This is a genomic window from Sphingomonas sp. PP-CC-1A-547, from assembly GCF_003610375.1.
In the GTDB taxonomy this organism is placed as follows: Bacteria; Pseudomonadota; Alphaproteobacteria; order Sphingomonadales; family Sphingomonadaceae; genus Sphingomonas.
The window spans coordinates 521,949-540,313 of sequence record NZ_RAPZ01000010.1 but is presented as its reverse complement, the minus strand read 5'-3'; the positions used below and the strand labels follow the sequence as shown (position 1 = coordinate 540,313).

Sequence of the window (18,365 nt, the reverse complement as noted above, 5' to 3'; positions counted from 1 at the left end):
CAGACTGGGCTCCCGCCTTCGCGGGAGAACAAGGAGGGCGGGGCAACGTTTAAACTGCGGACCTCCACGATCCTCCTCCTGGCGGGAAAGGATGAGGACCTTCCCCATCATCAAGGTTGAAGCCCGCCCCCACTCGCGGTAAGCGCCAGTCATGGGCTTTCTCGCATCGACTTTCACGTGGTGGAACGGCGCCACCCTCGGCACCAAATTCGGCTTGCGCAGCATGGCGAAGAAGGGTGAGGACGCGCTTGGCAACGTCTATTACGAAGGTGGCAAGGACACCGCCGGCAACCCGCGCCGCTGGGTGATCTATCAGGGTGCGACCGACGCGAGCCGCGTGCCGCCGGCATGGTTCAGCTGGCTGCATCATCAGGTCGACGACGTACCCGATCGCGCATTGCCGCCGATCCGTGCGTGGCAGAAGCCCGCCGTGCCGAACATGACCGGTACCGCGCTCGCCTATCGTCCTGCCGGTGCGCTCGAAAAGGGTGGCCACCGTGCCGCCGCGACGGGCGATTACGAAGCTTGGACGCCCGAAGGGTGATCATGCGCTGGCTCGCCGCGGCCGTGTTGGTCGTGGCGTTGGCGGTGGGCGGCTGGTTCGGATACCGCGCGCTCACGACGCCCGCGACGAAGGTCGCTGCGGTCCAGCAGGACCTGCCAGGCGCTGACGAGCAGGGCAATTCCTCGATAGAGACGATCGATACCGGTGCCGCGGCCGTCGCCAATGGCGGCACGCCGATGGCGCAGCGCGTCGCGGTGCTCGGGCTGCTCAACAAGCGTAACGGTGAAACCCGCGAAGTGCGGCTTAAACCCGGCCAGGCGACGCGCATGGGCGACGTCGTGCTACGGTTGCGCGCGTGCGAACAGACCGCTCCGTGGGAGCAGGAGCAGCTAACCGGCGCGTTCGTGCAGGTGCTGGTGCGCGGCGTAGACACGCATTGGCGCCGGACCTTCTCCGGCTGGCTGTACAAGGAACGCCCCGCGCTAAACGCGGTCCAGCATCCGGTCTACGACGTCTGGACCAAGAGCTGCGCGATGACTTTCCCGGAAACCGGGCCGGATACCGCCCCCGATGCGGAAGCCTTGCCCGCCAAGCGATCGAGCGCGCGAAAGTCGCCGGCCGCCGAGGAGGCCCCGGCGCCGGAGGATGGCTTGAGCGCTCCCTCGAGTGCCGCACCCAGCAACGCGACATAGTCCTTGCGGTCGATCTCGATCGCGCCGAGCGAGGCGAGATGCGAGGTCTGGAACTGGCAGTCGAGTAGCGTGAACCCGCCCGTTCTCAGCCGCGCGACGAGGTGCGCGAGCGCGACCTTTGACGCGTCGGTGGCACGACTGACCATGCTTTCGCCGAAGAACGCGCGCCCGAGTGACAGGCCGTAGAGCCCCCCAACCAGCTTGCCGCCGTCCCAGCATTCGACCGAGTGCGCGAACCCCATCGCGTGCAGCGTCTGGAAGACGCGCTCTATGCCGTCGTTGATCCACGTCTCCGGGCGACCTTCGACGCTCTCGGCGCATAGCTGCACGACACGTTCGAACGCAGTGTCGACGGTGACCTGGAACCGGTCCGCGGCGATCGTCTTCCTCAGCGAGCGCGAGAGCTGGAACCCGTCGAGCGGCAGGACAGCGCGGCGGCGCGGCTCGACCCAGTACACGCTGGCGGCGTCGCGGCTGTCCGCCATCGGGAACACGCCGACCGAATAGGCGCCGAGCACGAGTTGCGGGTCTAAAACGTCGCTCATGGGGCGAGCCGGTGTTCGATCCGGCGCCAGAGGTCCGCAAACGCCTGCGAGGCGGCGGACTTCGGCGCGAACACGCCGACCGGCGCGCGCTTGACCGCCATCGACTCGATCCCGCTCGCCATCGGGATGACCGGCCAGTCGGGGTGGCGGGCCAGCGCCTCGGCATGCAGCGCGCGACGCTTGTCGACCATCACATGGACCGGGAGCAACGGCGTCCGGCCACCGAGATGCTGGACGACCGCGTCATACGCTCGGGTCGACAGCGGCGATGGGATGACGGGGATCACGATAAGATCGGCCGCGCGCATCACCTGGTCCGCGGTCTCTGTCAGCCCCGGCGGACAGTCGAGGATCACGCGGTCGTAGCCGGCGAGTTCGGACAGCAGCTTGGCGAGCCGCTTCTTCTTGTCCATCTCGTGGAATAGCTGGTCGAGCCCGCGCAGCGACGCGTCCGCCGCGATCAGGTCGAGATGCGGGTAGGCGGTCGGCCGCGCCTGCTTGGCGACCGCGACGTCCTTCGAGAACATCGCCTGCGCCTGATCGACTTTACCCCCGGCTCCATGGGGTCCGCCGAGCACCCAGGTGGACGCCGCCTGCGGGTCGAGATCCCAGAGCAGCGTCCGGCGCGCGGACAATGTCGCGGCGCACCACGCCAGGTTCACCGAAAGCGTCGTCTTTCCGACGCCACCCTTGAGGCTGTAGATCGCAACGGTTGCCATCAGACTAGCGTGCCGGTCCGCGGCGGTGAGGGCAAGAGTGTGCGGCGCAAAGAAAAACGGCCGGCGGATGATCCGCCAGCCGTTTCGTCATTCGTAAACGTAGAAACTTACGCGTGGCAGATCTGTGCCGACTTGCCGGGCGCGGTCAGCGTGACGCTCGATTCGTCGCCGGTCATCGACCAGCCGCCCTCGGCGGTCTTCGGCGAACCGGCAACGTCCGACTTCAGCGTCGTCGCGGGGCCGTCCTTCTTGGTCTTGACCACGGCCTGCTTGTCGCCTTGGAAGAACGTCACGTAGAGCAGGCTGTTGTCCTTGCAGCGCAGCGTCTTCTCGGACTTGATCGCGGGCGGCAGCTCGACCGGCGCGGCGTTGGCGAGCGTGTTCGCCATCGGATCTGGATTGCTATCCAGCACTTCGGGCGTAGCAGGCTTGGAGTTGCAGGCTGCCAGCACGAGCAGCGCGGCGACGGCGGTCATGGGGAGGATTTTCATAGCGGGATCTCGCTTCGCGCATGCAGCATGGAGCGTCAAGGCCTATGGTTTGCGGTACCATCGCCGAGCGACGAAAAGGGCAGTATGTATGACGGGTAAGATGTCAGAGTTCACTCGTGCAGCGGACGGTCCTGCTTGGCTACGTCATCCTGCGATTGAAGTCGTTCTTCGACCATCGCCAGCGGAGTCGCGATATGCGCGCCGATCAAGGTGTCGCCGACCGCTTCCATCAGGTCTGACGCTTCCGACAACAAGGCCAGAGCCTGCCGATACTGTTCCATCATCCCGCTCCCGCCAGTTTCGATCTTCCTAACATAGATCATATATTGGTTGTAATGAACACGACATGAAAAGCATGTCATCCACTTCGAGCGTTCGCGTCGGCGGCGTTTAATCGTGCAAACTTTCGCTCGCTTGCTCTGGGCGGGGCGCCACGCCACATAGCGCGCATGCACACGACACCCGACACGCTCGCTCTGATTGGCAATACACCGCTTGTTCGTCTGAGAGGTCCCAGCAAGGCGACCGGTTGCGATATCTTCGGCAAGTGCGAATATGCCAACCCCGGTGCATCGGTGAAGGATCGCGCGGCGCTGTTCATCGTCGAGGACGCGGAGCAGCGCGGAATGCTGCAGCCCGGCGGCACGATCGTCGAGGGGACGGCGGGCAATACCGGGATCGGCCTTGCGCTTGTCGCCAATGCGAAGGGCTACAAGACGATCATCGTCATGCCCGAGACGCAGAGTCGCGAGAAGATGGACACGTTGCGCGCGTTGGGTGCCGAACTGGTGCTGGTCCCCGCCGCCGCGTTCTCGTCGCCATGCCATTTTGTCCATACCTCGCGGCGGATCGCCGAGGAGACACCCGGCGCGATCTGGGCGAACCAGTTCGACAACACCGCCAATCGCCGCGCGCATATCGTCGGCACGGCGGAAGAGATCTGGGCCCAGATGGACGGGCGGATCGACGGCTTCACCTGCGCGGCAGGGACCGGCGGGACGATCGCCGGGGTCGGACTGGGGCTCAAGGCGAAGGACGAGTCGGTCTGCATCGCGCTCAGCGATCCACACGGCGCGGCGCTCTACAACTATTATGCGCATGGCGAACTGAAGGCGGAAGGCACGTCCGTTGCCGAGGGCATTGGGCAGGGGCGTATCACCGCCAACCTCGAAGGTGCGCCGATCGACACGCAATTCCGGATTTCCGACCAGGAAGGCTATGCCTGGGTCCGTCGCCTGCTCGACGAGGAGGGGCTCTGCCTCGGCCTGTCGTCGGGAATCAACGTCGCTGGCGCGGTGGCGCTGGCGAAGCATCTCGGACCCGGCAAGCGGATCGCGACGATCCTGTGCGACACCGGATTCCGCTATCTCTCGACGCTGTACGATCCCGAATGGCGCCAGGCGAAGGGTCTGGCTTGAGCGGTATGGTTCCCGAGAATCGACAGACGCGCGGCAGTCGGGTATCGAGGTGGGGCAAGATGAAGTCCTCCCACGAACCCTCCCAGACCATGCAGCGCATCAAGGTCGGCATGATCGGCCTCGCCGCGGTCGTGCTGCTGATCGGGCTCGCCAGCGCGATCATCGGTTCGACGAATCGCGAGCGGCCGGTGGCGACCGCGGGTACCGCGCAGGCAGATGTCGTGGCGAACATGGGCGTCTCGAACGTCACCGAAGCCGCCGGAGCGGGTGAGCCGCTTGCAGAGATGGGCGTCGCCCCAAGCGCCAACGCGCAGGCACCCGCGCAGTAATTGCCAGCATATACTGCGCCGCCTTGCTCCCCTCCCTGAAGGGGAGGGGCTGGGGGTGGGTTGGTTTCCGCACATTCGAACGCGGGTGGCTCGATCAGGCCGACCCACCCCCGACCCCTCCCTTCCAGGGAGGGGAGAGCGTTGCGCTGCGATGAGGTCTAACGGTCTTAGCTTGGCCTCCTGCAGGACCGGCGTTTCTCCTTAGCCCATCCCCGGAAATCCCCAGCCAGATCGTCGCGACCACCAAGTCACATCCAATTCGCACGCAAATCCCTCCGGACTGAGCGTCGAAACCGGCATCGAATCCGTCCAATCCCCAAAAATCCCGTTGCGTCCCCGAAGCGCTATGGTAGATGGAGGTTAATACAGGGGCATTTTCATCGTTCGCTGAAAACGCGACCGGGGCGCGACGATGGTCGTGTTTCGAGGCGGTGAAGCGTGCGCGCCAGTTCGAAGGGTTTTGGCGTGTCGGTACGGGGTCGCTATCAAGGAGACGGTATCGGCCTTGTCGACGACAAGGGCCGGGTAGCCATCCCTTCGGCACTCCGCACCACGCTTTCGGCGAATGCTCCCAAGGCGAACGGCAAGGACGGCGGCACCATCATCATCGGCGCGCATCAGAAGAATCGCTGCCTGGTCGCGTATGATCCCGGTTACGTCGACATCCTCGCCGAGCGCCTCGATCGCCGCGAATCCGAGAACACGTCCGAGAACGGCGAATACGACTACAACATCAAGCGCGCCGCCGCGTCGGGCGAAGCGGTACCGTTCGACGGCTCCGGTCGCTTCATCATGCCCGCGTTTTCGCGTTTCTACGCGGGTATCAAGGGCCATGCGTTCTTCTACGGCGTACTCGATTACATCGAGGTCTGGGACCCCGCGACGCTGATCGTCACCGACGGCATGCCCCCCGTCGTCAAGGAGATGGCGCGCTTCTACATGGCCGAGAAGGGGGTTCAGCTGTGAGCAGCCCCCCCGTTCTCGACACATCCGCGCCGCATATCCCCGTCCTGCTTGACGAAGTCCTGGCCGCGCTTTCCCCTGAGCCCGGCGAGACGATGGTCGACGGCACGTTCGGCGCGGGCGGCTATACGCTGGCGTTGCTCAAGTCGGGCGCGCGGATCGTCGCGTTCGACCGCGATCCAGACGCGATCGCCAATGGTCGCGCGATCGAGGAAGCCGAAGAAGGCCTGACGCTGATCGCCGCGGACTTCTCGGCGATGGCGTCCGAACTCGAATCGCGCGGGCTGGCACCGGTCGACGGGGTGACACTCGATATCGGCGTGTCGTCGATGCAGCTCGACCAGGCCGAGCGCGGCTTCTCGTTCCAGTCCGATGGCCCGCTCGACATGCGGATGGCGCAGGCCGGCATGTCGGCAGCGGATTTCGTCAACGAGGCGGACGAGAACGAGATCGCCGACGTGCTCTATCAATATGGCGACGAGCCCAAGTCGCGTCGCGTGGCCCGCGCGATCGTCGCGGCGCGCCCGCTGACCCGGACCGGCGAGCTGGCACACATCGTCCGCCGCGCGCTCGGCTACAAGGCGCACGACAAGAAGGACCCCGCGACCCGCGCGTTCCAGGCGATCCGGATCCACGTGAACCGCGAGCTTGGCGAACTCGCCGACGGGTTGCTTGCGGCCGAGCGCGTGCTGAAGCCCGGTGGCCGGCTCGCGATCGTGACGTTCCACAGCCTCGAGGACCGGATGGTGAAGCGCTTTCTGCGCACTCGTTCCGGCGGCTCGCCTTCAGGCTCCCGTCATCTTCCGCAGGTGAAAGCCGTTGCGGAACCTAGTTTTTCTCACGTCGGCCGCGGTGTTCGCGCCGGCGAGGCCGAGATCGCCCGCAACCCGCGTGCGCGCTCGGCGACATTACGGACGGCGCGGCGGACCTCCGCGCAACCTTGGACGGAAGAGGTGACGACATGACGGCGGCGTATCGGATGAAGGGTGTGGGCTGGTTCGGGGGCTGCGTGGCCGTCGTGCTCGGTTTCTACCTCGTGTCGCTGCAGGTCGCCGCCGAGCGCAAGAAGCTGGAGGCGGTCAATGGTCAGATACGCTCCGCGCAGCGCGACATCCGTGCGCTCGAGACCGAGTTCGACACGCGGGGCAACCTTGCGCAGCTCGAGCGCTGGAACGGCGACACGCTGGCGCTGTCGGCGCCGACGGCGGGGCAGTTCGTCGTGAGCGAGGCTGCGCTCGCGGCGCTCGACGTCAACAGCCTGCGCGCGGACGGGGTCCAGACCGCCGCGCTGCTCGTGCCGTCGGGGGCGGGGTCCGTCGTCTCCACGTCGATCGTGCCGGTGACCGCCGCTCCTGCCGTGGTGAAGCTTGCTCCCGTCCAGATGGCGCAGGTTAGCGCACCGCGTGCGATGAACGTCGCGATCCAGGCCGCGTCGAAGACCGCGCTCAAGCCGGTCGTGATCCGCGCGTCGGTGTCGACGCCGCGCTCGGCCGAGGCCGCACTCGTCCGCGCCGCCAAGACCGAGCGCCTCGCTGCCGTCGCTAAGGTCCGGCCGCAGGCGGTCGCGATGCTCGACCGGAAGCTGCTGTCCGACACGACGCTGGGTGACATCATGAGCGGCGCCCGCTCCGAGAGCCGTAAGCGGCGGTGACCGCGTTGGTCGCCCGGCCTGTTTCGCAACAACGTAGCGCCAACCAGCGTCATGCACTGGTGGCGACGGCGCACACGCGCCTGATGATGCTGATGTTCCTGTTCGGAGCAGCGGTGCTGGTAGTGGTCGGACGGCTCGGGATGCTGGCGGTGCAGGCGTCGCTCGCCGATCCGCAGGCGCGCTCGGCGGCGATCGCCGCGCGTGGCGACATCGTCGATCGCAATGGCGCGCCGCTCGCGCGGACGATCGATGCGTGGACGATCGCGGTGCACCCGAAGAAGCTGATCGGCGATCCGACCGAGATCGCCAGCAAGCTTGCCGCGCTGATGCCCGAGGCGGGCGACCAAGCGCATTATTATGCGCTGCTGACGTCGGGCAAGAGCTTCATCTATCTCCAGCGGCGCGCGTCGCCGGCGCTGGTCGAGCAGGTCAACGCGATCGGCGAGCCCGCGATCGTGTTCGACCGCGATACGCAGCGGCTTTATCCGCAGTCGACGATGGCGGCGCACGCGCTCGGCTTCCTGTCGACCGCGGGCCACGGCATGAGCGGGATGGAGCGTGTCCTCGACGAGCGGCTGACCAATCCTGCGCTCAACGGCACGCCTGTCGCGCTGTCGCTCGATAACCGCGTCCAGGCTGCGATGGAGAGCGAACTAGGTCGCGCGATGACGACCTTTTCCGCGCGTGGTGCTGGCGGCATCGTCCTCGACGTGGCGACCGGCGAAGTGATCGCGATGGTCTCGTTGCCGACGTTTAACCCCAACCGCGTTGGCATGTCGGGCAGCGAACAGCTCCGCAACATCACGACCCAGAGCGTGTTCGAGCTCGGCTCGACGTTCAAGCCGATCACGATGGCGACCGCGATGGATACCGGCGTCGTGACGTCGTTCGCGCGGCGCTTCGATGCGACGCATCCGCTCCAGGTCGGGCGTTTTACGATCCACGACGAGCGCGGCGATCCGAAGCGCTGGCTGAACATGGCCGAGACGCTGATCTATTCGTCCAACATCGCCACCGCACGTGTGGCCGACGAGGTCGGGCCCGCGAAGATGCAGGCGATGTTCAAGAAATTGGGCTTCGATACCAAGCCCGATATCGAACTGCGCGAGAAGGGCCGTCCGTTGTGGCCGAAATACTGGGCGCGGACGACGACGATGACCACCGCCTACGGGCACGGCATCGCGGTCACCCCGCTCCATCTGGCGAGCGCGTATGCGGCGCTGGTCAACGGCGGGATCTGGCGGCCGGCGACGTTGCTGAAGGTCGCGCCAGGTCATGCGGTTGCCGGTCGTCGCGTCATCAGCGAGCAGACCAGCGCGCGGATGCGGCAGATGCTGCGGCTGATCGTGCAGCGCGGCACGGGTCGCAAGGGCGATGCGCCGGGCTACCGTGTGGGCGGCAAGACCGGCACGGCCGAGGCGGCGGTCTCGGGTGGCTATGATCATTCGCGCAACGTGGCGACGTTTGCCGCGGCATTCCCGATGGATGCGCCGCGCTATGTCGTGCTGGCGATGCTCGATTCGCCGCTGGGCACGAAGGAAACCGCCGGTTGGAAGACGGCGGCGTGGAATACCGCGCCGGTGGTCGGCCGGACGATCTCGCGCGTCGGTGCGATCCTGGGCGTGGTGCCCGACGCGCACCGCGATATCGACGAGTCTGACATCCTGCCGACTTTGTGGCAGGACCCGTCGCGTACACAGCCGACCGGGCAATGAGGACTATTGCATGAAACTCGCAGCGCTGACCGACGGGACGGAAGAGGCGCAGGTGACGGGGTTCGCGATCGATCACCGCAAGGTCGCGCCGGGCACGGTGTTCGGCGCGTTCGAAGGCGCGCGCGTCAATGGCGAGGATTTTATCGAGGACGCGATCCGCTCGGGCGCGATCGCGGTGGTCGCGCGGCCGGGGCTGACGGTCGAGGGCGCCACCTACATTGCCGATGAAAATCCCCGGGAGCGGTTCGCGCAACTGGCCGCAAAGTTCTTCGCGCCCTTTCCCGAGACGTCGGTGGCGATTACCGGGACCAACGGGAAGACGTCGTGCGTCGAGATGACGCGGCAGCTGTGGCGGATGGCCGGGTTTCATGCCGCCTCGATCGGCACGCTGGGCGTCACGACCGCCGACGAGCGTGTGACGACCGGGCTGACGACGCCGGATGTGGTGACGTTCCTGTCGAATGTGGCTGGGCTTGCGCGAGAGGGTGTGACGCACCTCGCGTTCGAGGCGTCGAGCCACGGCCTGACGCAGTATCGGACCGAGGGGCTGAAGGTTACCGCGGCGGCGTTCACGAACCTCAGCCGCGATCACCTCGACTATCACGGCGACATGGCCGCGTATTTCACCGCCAAGATCCGGCTGTTCTCCGAAGTGCTCTCGCCGGACGGCGCAGCGGTGGTCTGGGCGGACGATCCCCAATCGGCACGCGTGATCGATTTGGCGCGCGAGCGTGGCAACCGGCTGATCACGGTCGGGACGCAGGGCGAGACGCTGCGGCTAGTGAGCCGCGATCCGACCTTGCTGGGGCAGGGTCTGACGATTGAGGCCGAGGGCCAGACGTACACGGTAACCCTCCCACTGATCGGCGCATACCAGGCGGCCAACGCGCTGGTATCGGCCGGGCTCGTGATCGCCACAGGAGGGGACGTGGCCGCGACGATCGCCAACCTCGCGCGGCTGCAGCCGGTGCGAGGGCGGCTGGAGCGTGCGGTGATCGCGAAATCCGGTGCGCCGGTGTACGTGGATTACGCGCATACCCCAGACGCTCTCGAAGCAGCAATCGCCGCGCTCAAACCCCATGCAGGCGGCAAACTGATCGTGGTATTCGGCGCAGGCGGCGATCGCGACACCGGCAAGCGCGAGACGATGGGACAGGTCGCGGTCCAACATGCCGACCGCGTGATCGTGACCGACGACAATCCCCGGACCGAGGACGCGCGCGCGATCCGGTGCGACGTCCTGAAGGGCGCGCGGGGGGCCGAGGAAATTGGCGATCGACGGGCGGCGATCGGCGCGGCGGTGCGAGAGGCCGGTCCCGAGGATATCGTGCTGATCGCCGGCAAGGGCCACGAACAGGGCCAGATCGTCGGCGACATGGTCCTCCCCTTCGACGACGTGACCGTCGCGCGGGAGTGCGCGGCGTGAGTGTGGCTACATCTTCATTCCCCTCCCGCTTGCGGGAGGGGCTAGGGGAGGGTGCGATGTACGTACTGGCGTCCGGCCTGTTTGGTCAGCCCCTCCCCCGACCCCTCCCGCAAGCGGGAGGGGAGCAGTGAGTCTCTGGACTTCTGCGGAGATCGCGGCCGCTACTGGGGGCGCGGCTTCTAGTGATTTCTTCGTCACTGGCGTTGCGTTTGATTCGCGCGAAGTCGGCCCCGGCGACCTCTTCGTCGCGATGAAGGGCGAAGCCAGCGACGGCCACCTCTTCCTCGACCAGGCGTTTGCACAGGGCGCGGCGGGGGCGATCGTTTCGGAGGCTTGCGACCATCCGCATGTTCTCGTGGCGGACAGTTTCGTCGCGCTCCAAGCCCTCGGCCGCGCCAGCCGCGCACGTACCACCGCGAAGATCATCGGCGTCACCGGCTCCGTCGGCAAGACCAGCGCCAAGGAGGCCCTGTTCGCCTGTCTCGACCGCGCATCTCCCGGCGAGGTGCATCGCTCGGTCAAGAGTTACAACAACCACACCGGCGTGCCGCTGAGCCTCGCCCGGATGCCGCGCGACGCGAAATTCGGTGTGTTCGAGATGGGGATGAACCATGCCGGCGAACTCGCCGAGCTGACCCAGCTCGTCCGGCCGCACATCGCGATGATCACGGCGATCGCGCCTGCGCATACCGCGTTCTTTCCCGACGAGAGCGCGATCGCGGACGCCAAGGGCGAGATCTTCGCCGGGCTCGAACCGGACGGAACGGCGATCGTCCCCTACGACAGCCCTCACCGCGACCGCCTGCTCGGACACGCCGCGCCGCACGCCGCGCACATCGTCACGTTCGGCAGCGAGAAGGGCGCCGACATCCGCGCGATCGAGGCGATGCGCCTGCCGACCGGCGGCACGTTCGTCACCGCACGAATGGGGCAGGGCGCCGAGCACGAACTGAGCTTCACGATCGCGCAGCCCGGCGCGCACTGGGTGTCGAACGCGCTCGGCGTGCTGGCGTGCGTGCAGGTGGCCGGCAGTGATCTTGGATTGGCGGGGCTGGCACTTGCCGAACTCGGTGGCCTGCAAGGCCGTGGCGCGCGGTCGCTGGTCACCGTCGGCGAAGGCCAGGCGCTGGTGATCGACGAGAGCTACAACGCCAACCCCGCCTCGATGCGCGCGACGCTCAGCGTCCTCGGCCACGAGCCCGGTCGTCACATCGCGGTACTCGGCGAAATGCGCGAGCTTGGCGAGGGCTCCGACGACTATCATGCAGCCCTTGCCGAGCCGATCCTCGCCGCGCGCGTCGAAATGGCGCTGCTCGTCGGTGAAGCGATGGCGCCGTTAGCGCAGGTGCTTGAGGGGCAGATCGAAACCGTTCATGTGAGCGACGCTGCGGCCGCGCTCGCGTCGTTACGGACGTTCCTGGCGCCGGGCGATGTCGTGCTCGTCAAGGGATCGAACGGGGTGGGGCTCGCCCGCGTCGTGGCGGGTCTCCAGGCTGGCCTCAAAGGCGGGATTAACTGAATGTTGTACTGGCTCGCCGAGCATCTGGGGTTTCCCGGCCTGCTGAACCTCATCCGTTACCAGACGGTGCGGACCGGCGGTGCCGTCGCAACCGCGTTGATCATCGGCCTGATCATCGGGCCGAAGTTCATCGGCTGGTTGCGTGTGCGGCAGGGCAAGGGCCAGCCGATCCGCGCCGACGGCCCGCAGACGCATCTGGCGAAGCGCGGCACGCCGACGATGGGCGGGCTGATGATCCTGACCTCGATGTGCCTAGCGATCTTCCTGTGGATGGACCTGAGCAACCCGTACGTCTGGGCGTGCCTGTTCGTCACGCTCGGCTTCGGGACGATCGGGTTCCTCGACGACTACGACAAGGTGCGCAAGGCAAGCACCGCGGGGATCAGCGGCCGCACGCGGTTGCTGCTCGAGTTCATCATCGCCGGTGTCGCCGCGACGATCATCATGTCGCAGAACGGCCCGCATCTGTATTTGCCGTTCACGTCGCGCATGTACCTCGACCTGGGCTGGTTCTTCCCGGTGTTCGCCGCCTTCACGATCGTGTCGTTCGGCAATGCGGTGAACCTCACGGACGGGCTCGACGGGCTGGCGACGATGCCGGTGATCATCGCCAGCGTCGCGTTCATGGTGATCGTGTACCTGGTCGGGAACGTGAAGTTCGCAGATTATCTCGGCATTCCGCACGTTCCGCGTGCTGGTGAACTGGCGATCTTCTGCGGGGCTATCGTGGGCGCGGGGCTCGCGTTCCTGTGGTTCAATGCGCCGCCCGCCGCGGTGTTCATGGGCGATACCGGGAGCCTCGCGCTTGGCGGCGCGCTGGGGACGATCGCGGTCGTCGCGCATCACGAGATCGTGCTGGGGATCATCGGCGGGCTGTTCGTGATCGAGGCGCTGTCGGTGATCATCCAGGTGTTCTTCTACAAGCGCACCGGCAAGCGCGTGTTCCGGATGGCGCCGATCCATCATCATTTCGAACAGCTCGGCTGGGCCGAGGCGACCGTCGTGATCCGCTTCTGGATCATCGCGCTGGTGCTGGCGCTGGTCGGCCTCTCGACGTTGAAGCTGCGGTGATTATTGCGAAGGCCTGGCGCGGGAAACGCTATGCGGTGCTGGGGCTGGCGCGGTCGGGGGCTGCGACCGTGCGGGCGTTGGTGGCCGGAGGGGCGAGCGTGGTCGCGTGGGACTCCGACGAGGCGAAGCGCGACGCAATCCTCCCCGGTACGGGGAGGGGGACCAGCTCTGCTGGTGGAGGGGGGGCTGTTCCAGGCGTTGCGCTTGCGGATGCCCCCCTCCACCACCAGCCTGCGGCTGGCGGTCCCCCTCCCCGTGCCGGGGAGGATTTGATCGTCGCGCCATTGGAGGATCTATCGGAGTTCGACGCACTCGTCGTGTCGCCTGGGGTGCCCCTCAACACGCATCCACTCGCCGCAACCGCGCGCGCAGCCGCCGTGCCCGTGATCGGCGACATCGAACTCTTCGCGCAGGCTCGCGCAGACCTCCCCCCGCACAAGGTCGTCGGCATCACCGGGACCAATGGCAAGTCCACCACCACCGCGCTCGTCCACCACATCCTCAAGACCGCCGGCATTCCCACGCTGATGGGCGGCAATATCGGCCTGCCGATCCTCGAACAGGAAGCGCTCAGCGAGGGGGGCGTCTACGTGCTCGAACTGTCGAGCTACCAGATCGACCTGACGCAGACGCTCGATTGCGACGTCGCGGTGCTGCTCAACATCACGCCGGATCATCTCGACCGGTACGAAGGCTTCGAAGGCTATGCGGCATCCAAGGCGCGGCTGTTCGCGATGCAGTCGGCCGAGCATGAAGCCGTCATCGGCATCGGCGACGCGCCGTCCGCGCAGATCGCGCGCGGGCTGTCGGCGAAGGGCGAGCATTTGACCAAGATCGCCCCGGGCGTGTGCATGGACCAGAGCAACTGGCCGACGCTCCAAGGCCCGCACAACGCCCAGAACGCGCTCGCCGCGATCGCCGTGGTCAAGGCGCTGGGCGTGAGTGAGGTCGATATCGACCGCGGCCTCGCGAGTTTCACGGGCCTGCCGCACCGCATGGAGCAGATCGCCTCGTACGCCGGCGTCGCCTATGTCGACGACAGCAAGGCGACCAATCCCGAGAGCACCGCGCCGGCGCTGGCCGCGTTCGACCGCGTCCACTGGATCGTCGGCGGCCGCGCGAAGGGCGACGATCTCGATGCCTGCAAGCCCGCCTTCGGCCACGTCGTCCACGCCTACACGATCGGCGAGGCTGGCCCGAAATTCGCTGAGATCCTGAAGGACTCCATGCCCGTCGATAACGTCGGCACGCTCGACGCAGCGGTCCGCATTGCCGCCGCAAACGCCAAGCCCGGCGACACTGTTTTGTTATCCCCCGCCTGTGCTAGCTTCGACCAGTTTTGCGATTACGAAGCGCGCGGGGCGGCGTTCCGCGCTGCGGTGGAGTCGCTGGCATGACCGATATCCGCGCTGGAACCATTGATATGGGCACACCGAAGACCAGCATCGTCGCGAAGATGAAGCGGCGCGGCGGGCGGGGCGATCAGTCGCCGCTCGGCACATGGTTCTGGGATATCGACCGGATGCTGCTGTTGCTGACGCTGTTCCTGATCGCGATCGGCCTCATCGCGGTGGCGGCGGCGTCGCCGGCGAGCGCGGTCCGCTATTCGGGCGAGCACCACAAGATCGCGCCGCTCTACTATTTCTGGCGGCAGCTGATGTGGGTCGGCGTTTCGCTGCCGGTGCTGTTCGGCGTGTCGATGATGCCGGTGTCGATGGCGCGGCGGATGGCGATCGGCGGGTGCGCGCTGTTCGTGCTGATGCTGATGGTGACGCCATTCATCGGGGTCGAGGCGAACGGTGCGCGACGATGGCTCGGCGTCGGGTTCGCGCAGTTCCAGCCTTCTGAGTTCCTGAAACCGCTGTTCATCGTCACGGTCGCGTGGCTGTTGTCGCTGCGTGCGAAGGATGCCGAGCTGCCGACCGTGCTGATCACCGGCGCGATGACTGCGGGAGTCGCGGTGCTGCTGATGTTGCAACCCGATTTCGGCCAGACGATCATCTTCTGCTCGGTCTGGATGGCGCTGCTGATGATCGCGGGGACGCCGGCCAAGGTGATGCTCGGCCTCGTCGCTATGGCGCCGGCGGGGCTGATCGCCGCGTATGTCTTCTACGGCGTGGCGCGGTCGCGGATCGATGCGTTCCTGTTTCCCGGCGTCGAGGGCGAGGGCGCAGGCGACCATTTCCAGACGAATGCGGCGCATAATACGCTGACCGCGGGCGGCTGGACCGGGACGGGGCCGGGCGCGGGTGCGGCGAAATTTGGGCTGCCCGAGGCGCATACCGATTACATCTTCTCGGTGATCGGCGAGGAATTCGGGCTGATCGCATGCTCGGTGATCGCGGTGATCTTCTTGGCGATCGTCGTGCGCGTGTTCGTCAAGTTGCTGGACGAGCAGGACGAATTCAAGCTGCTCGCCTCCGCGGGCCTCGCCACGCAGTTCGGCGCGCAGGCGCTGGTGAGCATGGCGGTCAACACCGGCCTCGCGCCGTCTAAGGGTATGACGCTGCCGTTCATCAGCTATGGCGGATCGTCGATGATCGCGTTGTCGGTCGGCATGGGGTTGCTGCTGGCGTTTACCCGGCGCAATCCGTTTCTCACGCGGAGCCCCTATGTCGTCCGCTGGAGTGGTGAATGAGTAAGCATTATGTCCTCGCAGCCGGTGGGACCGGGGGACACATGGTCCCGGCAGCGGCGCTCGCGGCCGAACTGACCAAGCGCGGCCACCGTGTCGCGCTGGTCAGCGACGCGCGCGGCGTGCGGTTTCCGGGGCTGTTCGAGGATATCCAGACGCATGTCCTGCCGGCGGGACGCTTTACCGGCGGGCCGCTCGGCTGGGCGCGGGCCACGCGGGAGATGTGGCGCGGGCGGGCGATGGCGCGCGAGCTGTACCGGACGTTCAAGCCCGCCGCGGTGATCGGCTTCGGTGGCTATCCTGCATTGCCGGCATTGCTCGCGGCGTTCGCGGACAAGATTCCGACTGCGGTGCACGAGCAGAACGCGGTGCTGGGGCGCGTGAACCGCTTCGTCGCGGGGCGCGTCGACGCGATCGCGACCTCGTCCGAGCCGACCGAGCGCCTCGCGCCGAAGCTGCTGGGCAAGGCGCATCTGGTCGGCAATCCGGTGCGCGAGGCGGTGCTGGCGTTGCGCTCGCGACCGTATCCGCTGCTAGAGGAGGACGGGATCTTCCGTGTGCTCGTGACCGGCGGGAGCCAGGGAGCGAGCATCCTGTCGCAGGTCGTGCCCGATGGTCTGGCGATGCTCCCGGTGACGTTCCGGCGGCGGTTGCAGGTGACGCATCAGGCGCGGATCGAGGATATCGACGCGGTTCGCGCCAAGTACGCCGAGCATCATATTCCGGCCGAGCTGGCGACGTATCTGCCCGATATGCCCGAGCAACTGGCGTGGGCGCATCTGGTCATCGCACGTGCGGGCGCTTCGACGATTTCGGAACTTACCGCGGCGGGGCGTCCGGCGATTTTGGTGCCTCTGCCGGGCGCAACCGACGATCACCAGACCGTGAACGCGCGCGAGATCACGCGGGCGGGCGGTGCGCGAACGATCGCGCAAGGAGACTTTACCGCAGTGGAACTGGCCAAGCAGATGCAGAAACTCGGGCTCGATCCGGCGGCGTTGCAGAACGCGGCGGGGCGTGCGCGCAGTTGCGGGCGGCCGAACGCGGCGAGCGATCTGGCGGATCTGGTCGAGAGCCTAGACGCACCGTTGTCGCGCATTCCGGTCGGTGTGCCCTCCAAGCCCAAGGCGCAGTTCGCATGAAGGGCGTCGCAACGGATATCGGCACGATCCACTTCGTCGGGATCGGCGGGATCGGCATGTCGGGCATCGCCGAGGTGATGAAGAACCTCGGCTACCGCGTGCAGGGCTCGGACGTCGCCGAGGGCTATGTCGTGCAGGGGTTGCGCGACAAGGGCATCCCGGTCGCGATCGGCCATGCGGCGTCGAACATCGGCGACGCCGCGGTGGTGGTAGTGTCGACCGCGATCGTGCGTTCGAACCCGGAGGTCGAGGCGGCGCTCAATGCGCGCGTGCCGGTGGTGCGGCGGGCGGAAATGCTCGCCGAACTGATGCGCCTGAAGTCGACCGTCGCGGTCGCGGGTACGCACGGCAAGACCACGACGACCTCGATGGTCGCGGCATTGCTCGATGCCGGCGGCGTCGATCCGACCGTCATCAACGGCGGGATCATCAACTCGTACGGCTCGAACGCGCGACTGGGTGCGAGCAACTGGATGGTGGTCGAGGCGGACGAGAGCGACGGCAGCTTCCTGCGGCTCGACGGGACGATCGCGGTGGTCACCAACATCGATCCCGAGCATCTCGACCATTACGGCTCGTTCGACGCGGTGAAGGATGCGTTCGTCGAGTTTGTCGAGAACGTGCCATTCTATGGCGCGGCGCTGCTGTGCCTCGATCATCCGGAGGTGCAGGGGATCCTGCCGCGGGTGCGTGACCGCCGGGTCGTGACGTACGGCTTCTCGGCGCAGGCGGATGTGCGCGGCGTCGAGGTCACGCCGATCCCGGGCGGCAACCGCTTCGATTGCGTGGTGCGCGCGCGTGATGGCGCCACGCGGACGATCGCGGGAATCGAGATGCCGATGCCGGGGCGGCACAACGTGCAGAACGCGCTGGCGGCGATCGGGGTGGCGCTGGAACTCGGGATTGCGGACGCGACGATCCAGCAGGGGTTCGCCAAGTTCGACGGCGTGAAGCGGCGCTTCACCAACGTCGGCGAAGTCGACGGCGTGACGATCATCGACGATTACGGCCATCACCCGGTGGAGATCCGCGCGGTGCTGGCGGCAGCGCGCGAGGGCGTGAAGGGTCGTGTGATCGCGGTCGTGCAACCGCATCGGTATTCGCGTCTCGGCAATCTGATGGAGGATTTCCAGACTGCGTTCAACGATGCGGATCGCGTGCTGGTGACGCCGGTCTACGCGGCGGGTGAAGCGCCTGTGGAGGGTGTCGATGCGGCGGCTTTGGTCGAGGGGTTGAAGCGGCGCGGGCACCGGTTCGCGGGTGTGGTCGCGGATGCGGATGCGCTGGCGGTGGAGTTGGCGGCGACGATCGAGGCTGACGACATGGTCGTTTGCCTCGGGGCTGGCGACATTACGAAGTGGGCGGCCGGGTTGGCCGATGCGATCGCTGCCGAACGCGGGAAGGTGCTGGCGTGAGTGGCGCGTCGCAAATCCTCCCCGGCACGGGGAGGGGGACCATGCAAGGCATGGTGGAGGGGGGCGTCCACGAGCGTAACGCTTCTGGCAGCGCCCCCTCCACCGCCTTTGGCGGTCCCCCTCCCCGTG

Annotated in this window: 18 protein-coding genes and 1 pseudogene; 15 read left to right on the top strand and 4 right to left on the bottom strand. The window is 66.8% G+C overall.

All coding sequences use genetic code 11. From position 1 onward, the window contains the following. Nucleotides 1–151: 151 nt before the first annotated feature. The gene (locus C8J39_RS03245; protein WP_056060269.1) at nucleotides 152–544 is read left to right on the top strand and encodes an NADH:ubiquinone oxidoreductase subunit NDUFA12; all 393 of its coding nucleotides are present in this window, start codon (nucleotides 152–154) and stop codon (nucleotides 542–544) included. 2 nt (nucleotides 545–546) lie between these two features. Then, nucleotides 547–975: pseudogene (locus C8J39_RS19205) on the top strand (DUF2155 domain-containing protein); the annotation flags it as partial. A 35-nt stretch (nucleotides 976–1,010) separates the two neighbouring features. On the opposite strand, the gene aat reads toward C8J39_RS19205, so the two are convergent. The 4 genes from aat to C8J39_RS18440 all read right to left on the bottom strand — a co-directional run bounded on the left by aat (nucleotide 1,011) and on the right by C8J39_RS18440 (nucleotide 3,275). Further along, complete coding sequence (aat, locus tag C8J39_RS03235; protein WP_120299254.1) at nucleotides 1,011–1,742, bottom strand: leucyl/phenylalanyl-tRNA--protein transferase; 732 nt, start codon at nucleotides 1,740–1,742, stop codon at nucleotides 1,011–1,013. Continuing rightward, nucleotides 1,739–2,461 (bottom strand): ParA family protein, encoded by a 723-nt coding sequence (locus C8J39_RS03230; protein WP_120299253.1) that lies wholly within the window; start codon nucleotides 2,459–2,461, stop codon nucleotides 1,739–1,741. The genes aat and C8J39_RS03230 overlap by 4 nt, the downstream gene beginning before the upstream one ends. A gap of 107 nt (nucleotides 2,462–2,568) precedes the next feature. Further along, complete coding sequence (locus tag C8J39_RS03225; RefSeq protein WP_404969307.1) at nucleotides 2,569–2,937, bottom strand: hypothetical protein; 369 nt, start codon at nucleotides 2,935–2,937, stop codon at nucleotides 2,569–2,571. 125 nt (nucleotides 2,938–3,062) lie between these two features. Further along, nucleotides 3,063–3,275 (bottom strand): hypothetical protein, encoded by a 213-nt coding sequence (locus C8J39_RS18440; RefSeq protein WP_132833296.1) that lies wholly within the window; start codon nucleotides 3,273–3,275, stop codon nucleotides 3,063–3,065. 126 nt (nucleotides 3,276–3,401) lie between these two features. On the opposite strand from C8J39_RS18440, the gene C8J39_RS03220 reads away from it, so the two are divergent. The 13 genes from C8J39_RS03220 (at nucleotide 3,402) to murC (ending at nucleotide 18,236) form a co-directional block, all read left to right on the top strand. Beyond that, on the top strand, nucleotides 3,402–4,370 hold the full coding sequence (locus tag C8J39_RS03220) for a cysteine synthase A (RefSeq protein ID WP_120299252.1): 969 nt from the start codon (nucleotides 3,402–3,404) through the stop codon (nucleotides 4,368–4,370). Nucleotides 4,371–4,429: 59 nt separating this feature from the next. Continuing rightward, a complete protein-coding gene (locus C8J39_RS03215; RefSeq protein WP_243649706.1) occupies nucleotides 4,430–4,699 on the top strand; it encodes a hypothetical protein in 270 nt (89 codons plus the stop codon). A gap of 438 nt (nucleotides 4,700–5,137) precedes the next feature. Next, nucleotides 5,138–5,665 carry a division/cell wall cluster transcriptional repressor MraZ gene (locus tag C8J39_RS03210; RefSeq protein WP_243649705.1) on the top strand — a complete coding sequence of 176 codons (528 nt, stop codon included), beginning with the start codon at nucleotides 5,138–5,140 and terminating at the stop codon, nucleotides 5,663–5,665. Further along, nucleotides 5,662–6,627 (top strand): 16S rRNA (cytosine(1402)-N(4))-methyltransferase RsmH, encoded by a 966-nt coding sequence (rsmH, locus tag C8J39_RS03205; protein ID WP_120299251.1) that lies wholly within the window; start codon nucleotides 5,662–5,664, stop codon nucleotides 6,625–6,627. Before C8J39_RS03210 ends, rsmH begins: the two co-directional genes overlap by 4 nt. Further along, complete coding sequence (locus tag C8J39_RS03200; protein WP_056060249.1) at nucleotides 6,624–7,313, top strand: hypothetical protein; 690 nt, start codon at nucleotides 6,624–6,626, stop codon at nucleotides 7,311–7,313. The genes rsmH and C8J39_RS03200 overlap by 4 nt, the downstream gene beginning before the upstream one ends. Further along, the gene (locus tag C8J39_RS03195) at nucleotides 7,310–9,028 is read left to right on the top strand and encodes a penicillin-binding protein 2 (RefSeq protein WP_060526690.1); all 1,719 of its coding nucleotides are present in this window, start codon (nucleotides 7,310–7,312) and stop codon (nucleotides 9,026–9,028) included. The genes C8J39_RS03200 and C8J39_RS03195 overlap by 4 nt, the downstream gene beginning before the upstream one ends. A gap of 10 nt (nucleotides 9,029–9,038) precedes the next feature. After that, complete coding sequence (locus C8J39_RS03190) at nucleotides 9,039–10,454, top strand: UDP-N-acetylmuramoyl-L-alanyl-D-glutamate--2,6-diaminopimelate ligase (RefSeq protein WP_120299250.1); 1,416 nt, start codon at nucleotides 9,039–9,041, stop codon at nucleotides 10,452–10,454. Nucleotides 10,455–10,581: 127 nt separating this feature from the next. Further along, complete coding sequence (murF, locus tag C8J39_RS03185; protein WP_120299249.1) at nucleotides 10,582–11,973, top strand: UDP-N-acetylmuramoyl-tripeptide--D-alanyl-D-alanine ligase; 1,392 nt, start codon at nucleotides 10,582–10,584, stop codon at nucleotides 11,971–11,973. Then, on the top strand, nucleotides 11,974–13,044 hold the full coding sequence (mraY, locus tag C8J39_RS03180) for a phospho-N-acetylmuramoyl-pentapeptide-transferase (RefSeq protein WP_120299248.1): 1,071 nt from the start codon (nucleotides 11,974–11,976) through the stop codon (nucleotides 13,042–13,044). It abuts the gene before it with no gap. Continuing rightward, entirely contained in the window at nucleotides 13,041–14,441 is a 1,401-nt protein-coding gene (gene murD / locus C8J39_RS03175; RefSeq protein WP_120299247.1) for a UDP-N-acetylmuramoyl-L-alanine--D-glutamate ligase, read from the top strand. The genes mraY and murD overlap by 4 nt, the downstream gene beginning before the upstream one ends. A gap of 59 nt (nucleotides 14,442–14,500) precedes the next feature. After that, complete coding sequence (locus tag C8J39_RS03170; protein WP_060526809.1) at nucleotides 14,501–15,682, top strand: FtsW/RodA/SpoVE family cell cycle protein; 1,182 nt, start codon at nucleotides 14,501–14,503, stop codon at nucleotides 15,680–15,682. Beyond that, on the top strand, nucleotides 15,679–16,821 hold the full coding sequence (murG, locus tag C8J39_RS03165; RefSeq protein WP_056060230.1) for an undecaprenyldiphospho-muramoylpentapeptide beta-N-acetylglucosaminyltransferase: 1,143 nt from the start codon (nucleotides 15,679–15,681) through the stop codon (nucleotides 16,819–16,821). The genes C8J39_RS03170 and murG overlap by 4 nt, the downstream gene beginning before the upstream one ends. Then, a complete protein-coding gene (gene murC / locus C8J39_RS03160) occupies nucleotides 16,818–18,236 on the top strand; it encodes a UDP-N-acetylmuramate--L-alanine ligase (RefSeq protein ID WP_120299246.1) in 1,419 nt (472 codons plus the stop codon). The genes murG and murC overlap by 4 nt, the downstream gene beginning before the upstream one ends. Nucleotides 18,237–18,365 lie beyond the last annotated feature (129 nt).

Bases quoted from the DNA above. Each gene is read 5' to 3' on its own strand.
- aat (WP_120299254.1), bottom strand. From the start codon at position 1,742: ATGAGCGACGTTTTAGACCCGCAACTCGTGCTCGGCGCCTATTCGGTC.
- murC (WP_120299246.1), top strand. From the start codon at position 16,818: ATGAAGGGCGTCGCAACGGATATCGGCACGATCCACTTCGTCGGGATC.
- mraY (WP_120299248.1), top strand. From the start codon at position 11,974: ATGTTGTACTGGCTCGCCGAGCATCTGGGGTTTCCCGGCCTGCTGAAC.
- C8J39_RS03190 (WP_120299250.1), top strand. From the start codon at position 9,039: ATGAAACTCGCAGCGCTGACCGACGGGACGGAAGAGGCGCAGGTGACG.
- C8J39_RS03230 (WP_120299253.1), bottom strand. From the start codon at position 2,461: ATGGCAACCGTTGCGATCTACAGCCTCAAGGGTGGCGTCGGAAAGACG.
- C8J39_RS18440 (WP_132833296.1), bottom strand. From the start codon at position 3,275: ATGATCTATGTTAGGAAGATCGAAACTGGCGGGAGCGGGATGATGGAA.
- C8J39_RS03200 (WP_056060249.1), top strand. From the start codon at position 6,624: ATGACGGCGGCGTATCGGATGAAGGGTGTGGGCTGGTTCGGGGGCTGC.
- C8J39_RS03225 (WP_404969307.1), bottom strand. From the start codon at position 2,937: ATGACCGCCGTCGCCGCGCTGCTCGTGCTGGCAGCCTGCAACTCCAAG.
- C8J39_RS03220 (WP_120299252.1), top strand. From the start codon at position 3,402: ATGCACACGACACCCGACACGCTCGCTCTGATTGGCAATACACCGCTT.
- C8J39_RS03215 (WP_243649706.1), top strand. From the start codon at position 4,430: ATGAAGTCCTCCCACGAACCCTCCCAGACCATGCAGCGCATCAAGGTC.
- C8J39_RS03245 (WP_056060269.1), top strand. From the start codon at position 152: ATGGGCTTTCTCGCATCGACTTTCACGTGGTGGAACGGCGCCACCCTC.
- C8J39_RS03170 (WP_060526809.1), top strand. From the start codon at position 14,501: ATGAAGCGGCGCGGCGGGCGGGGCGATCAGTCGCCGCTCGGCACATGG.
- murG (WP_056060230.1), top strand. From the start codon at position 15,679: ATGAGTAAGCATTATGTCCTCGCAGCCGGTGGGACCGGGGGACACATG.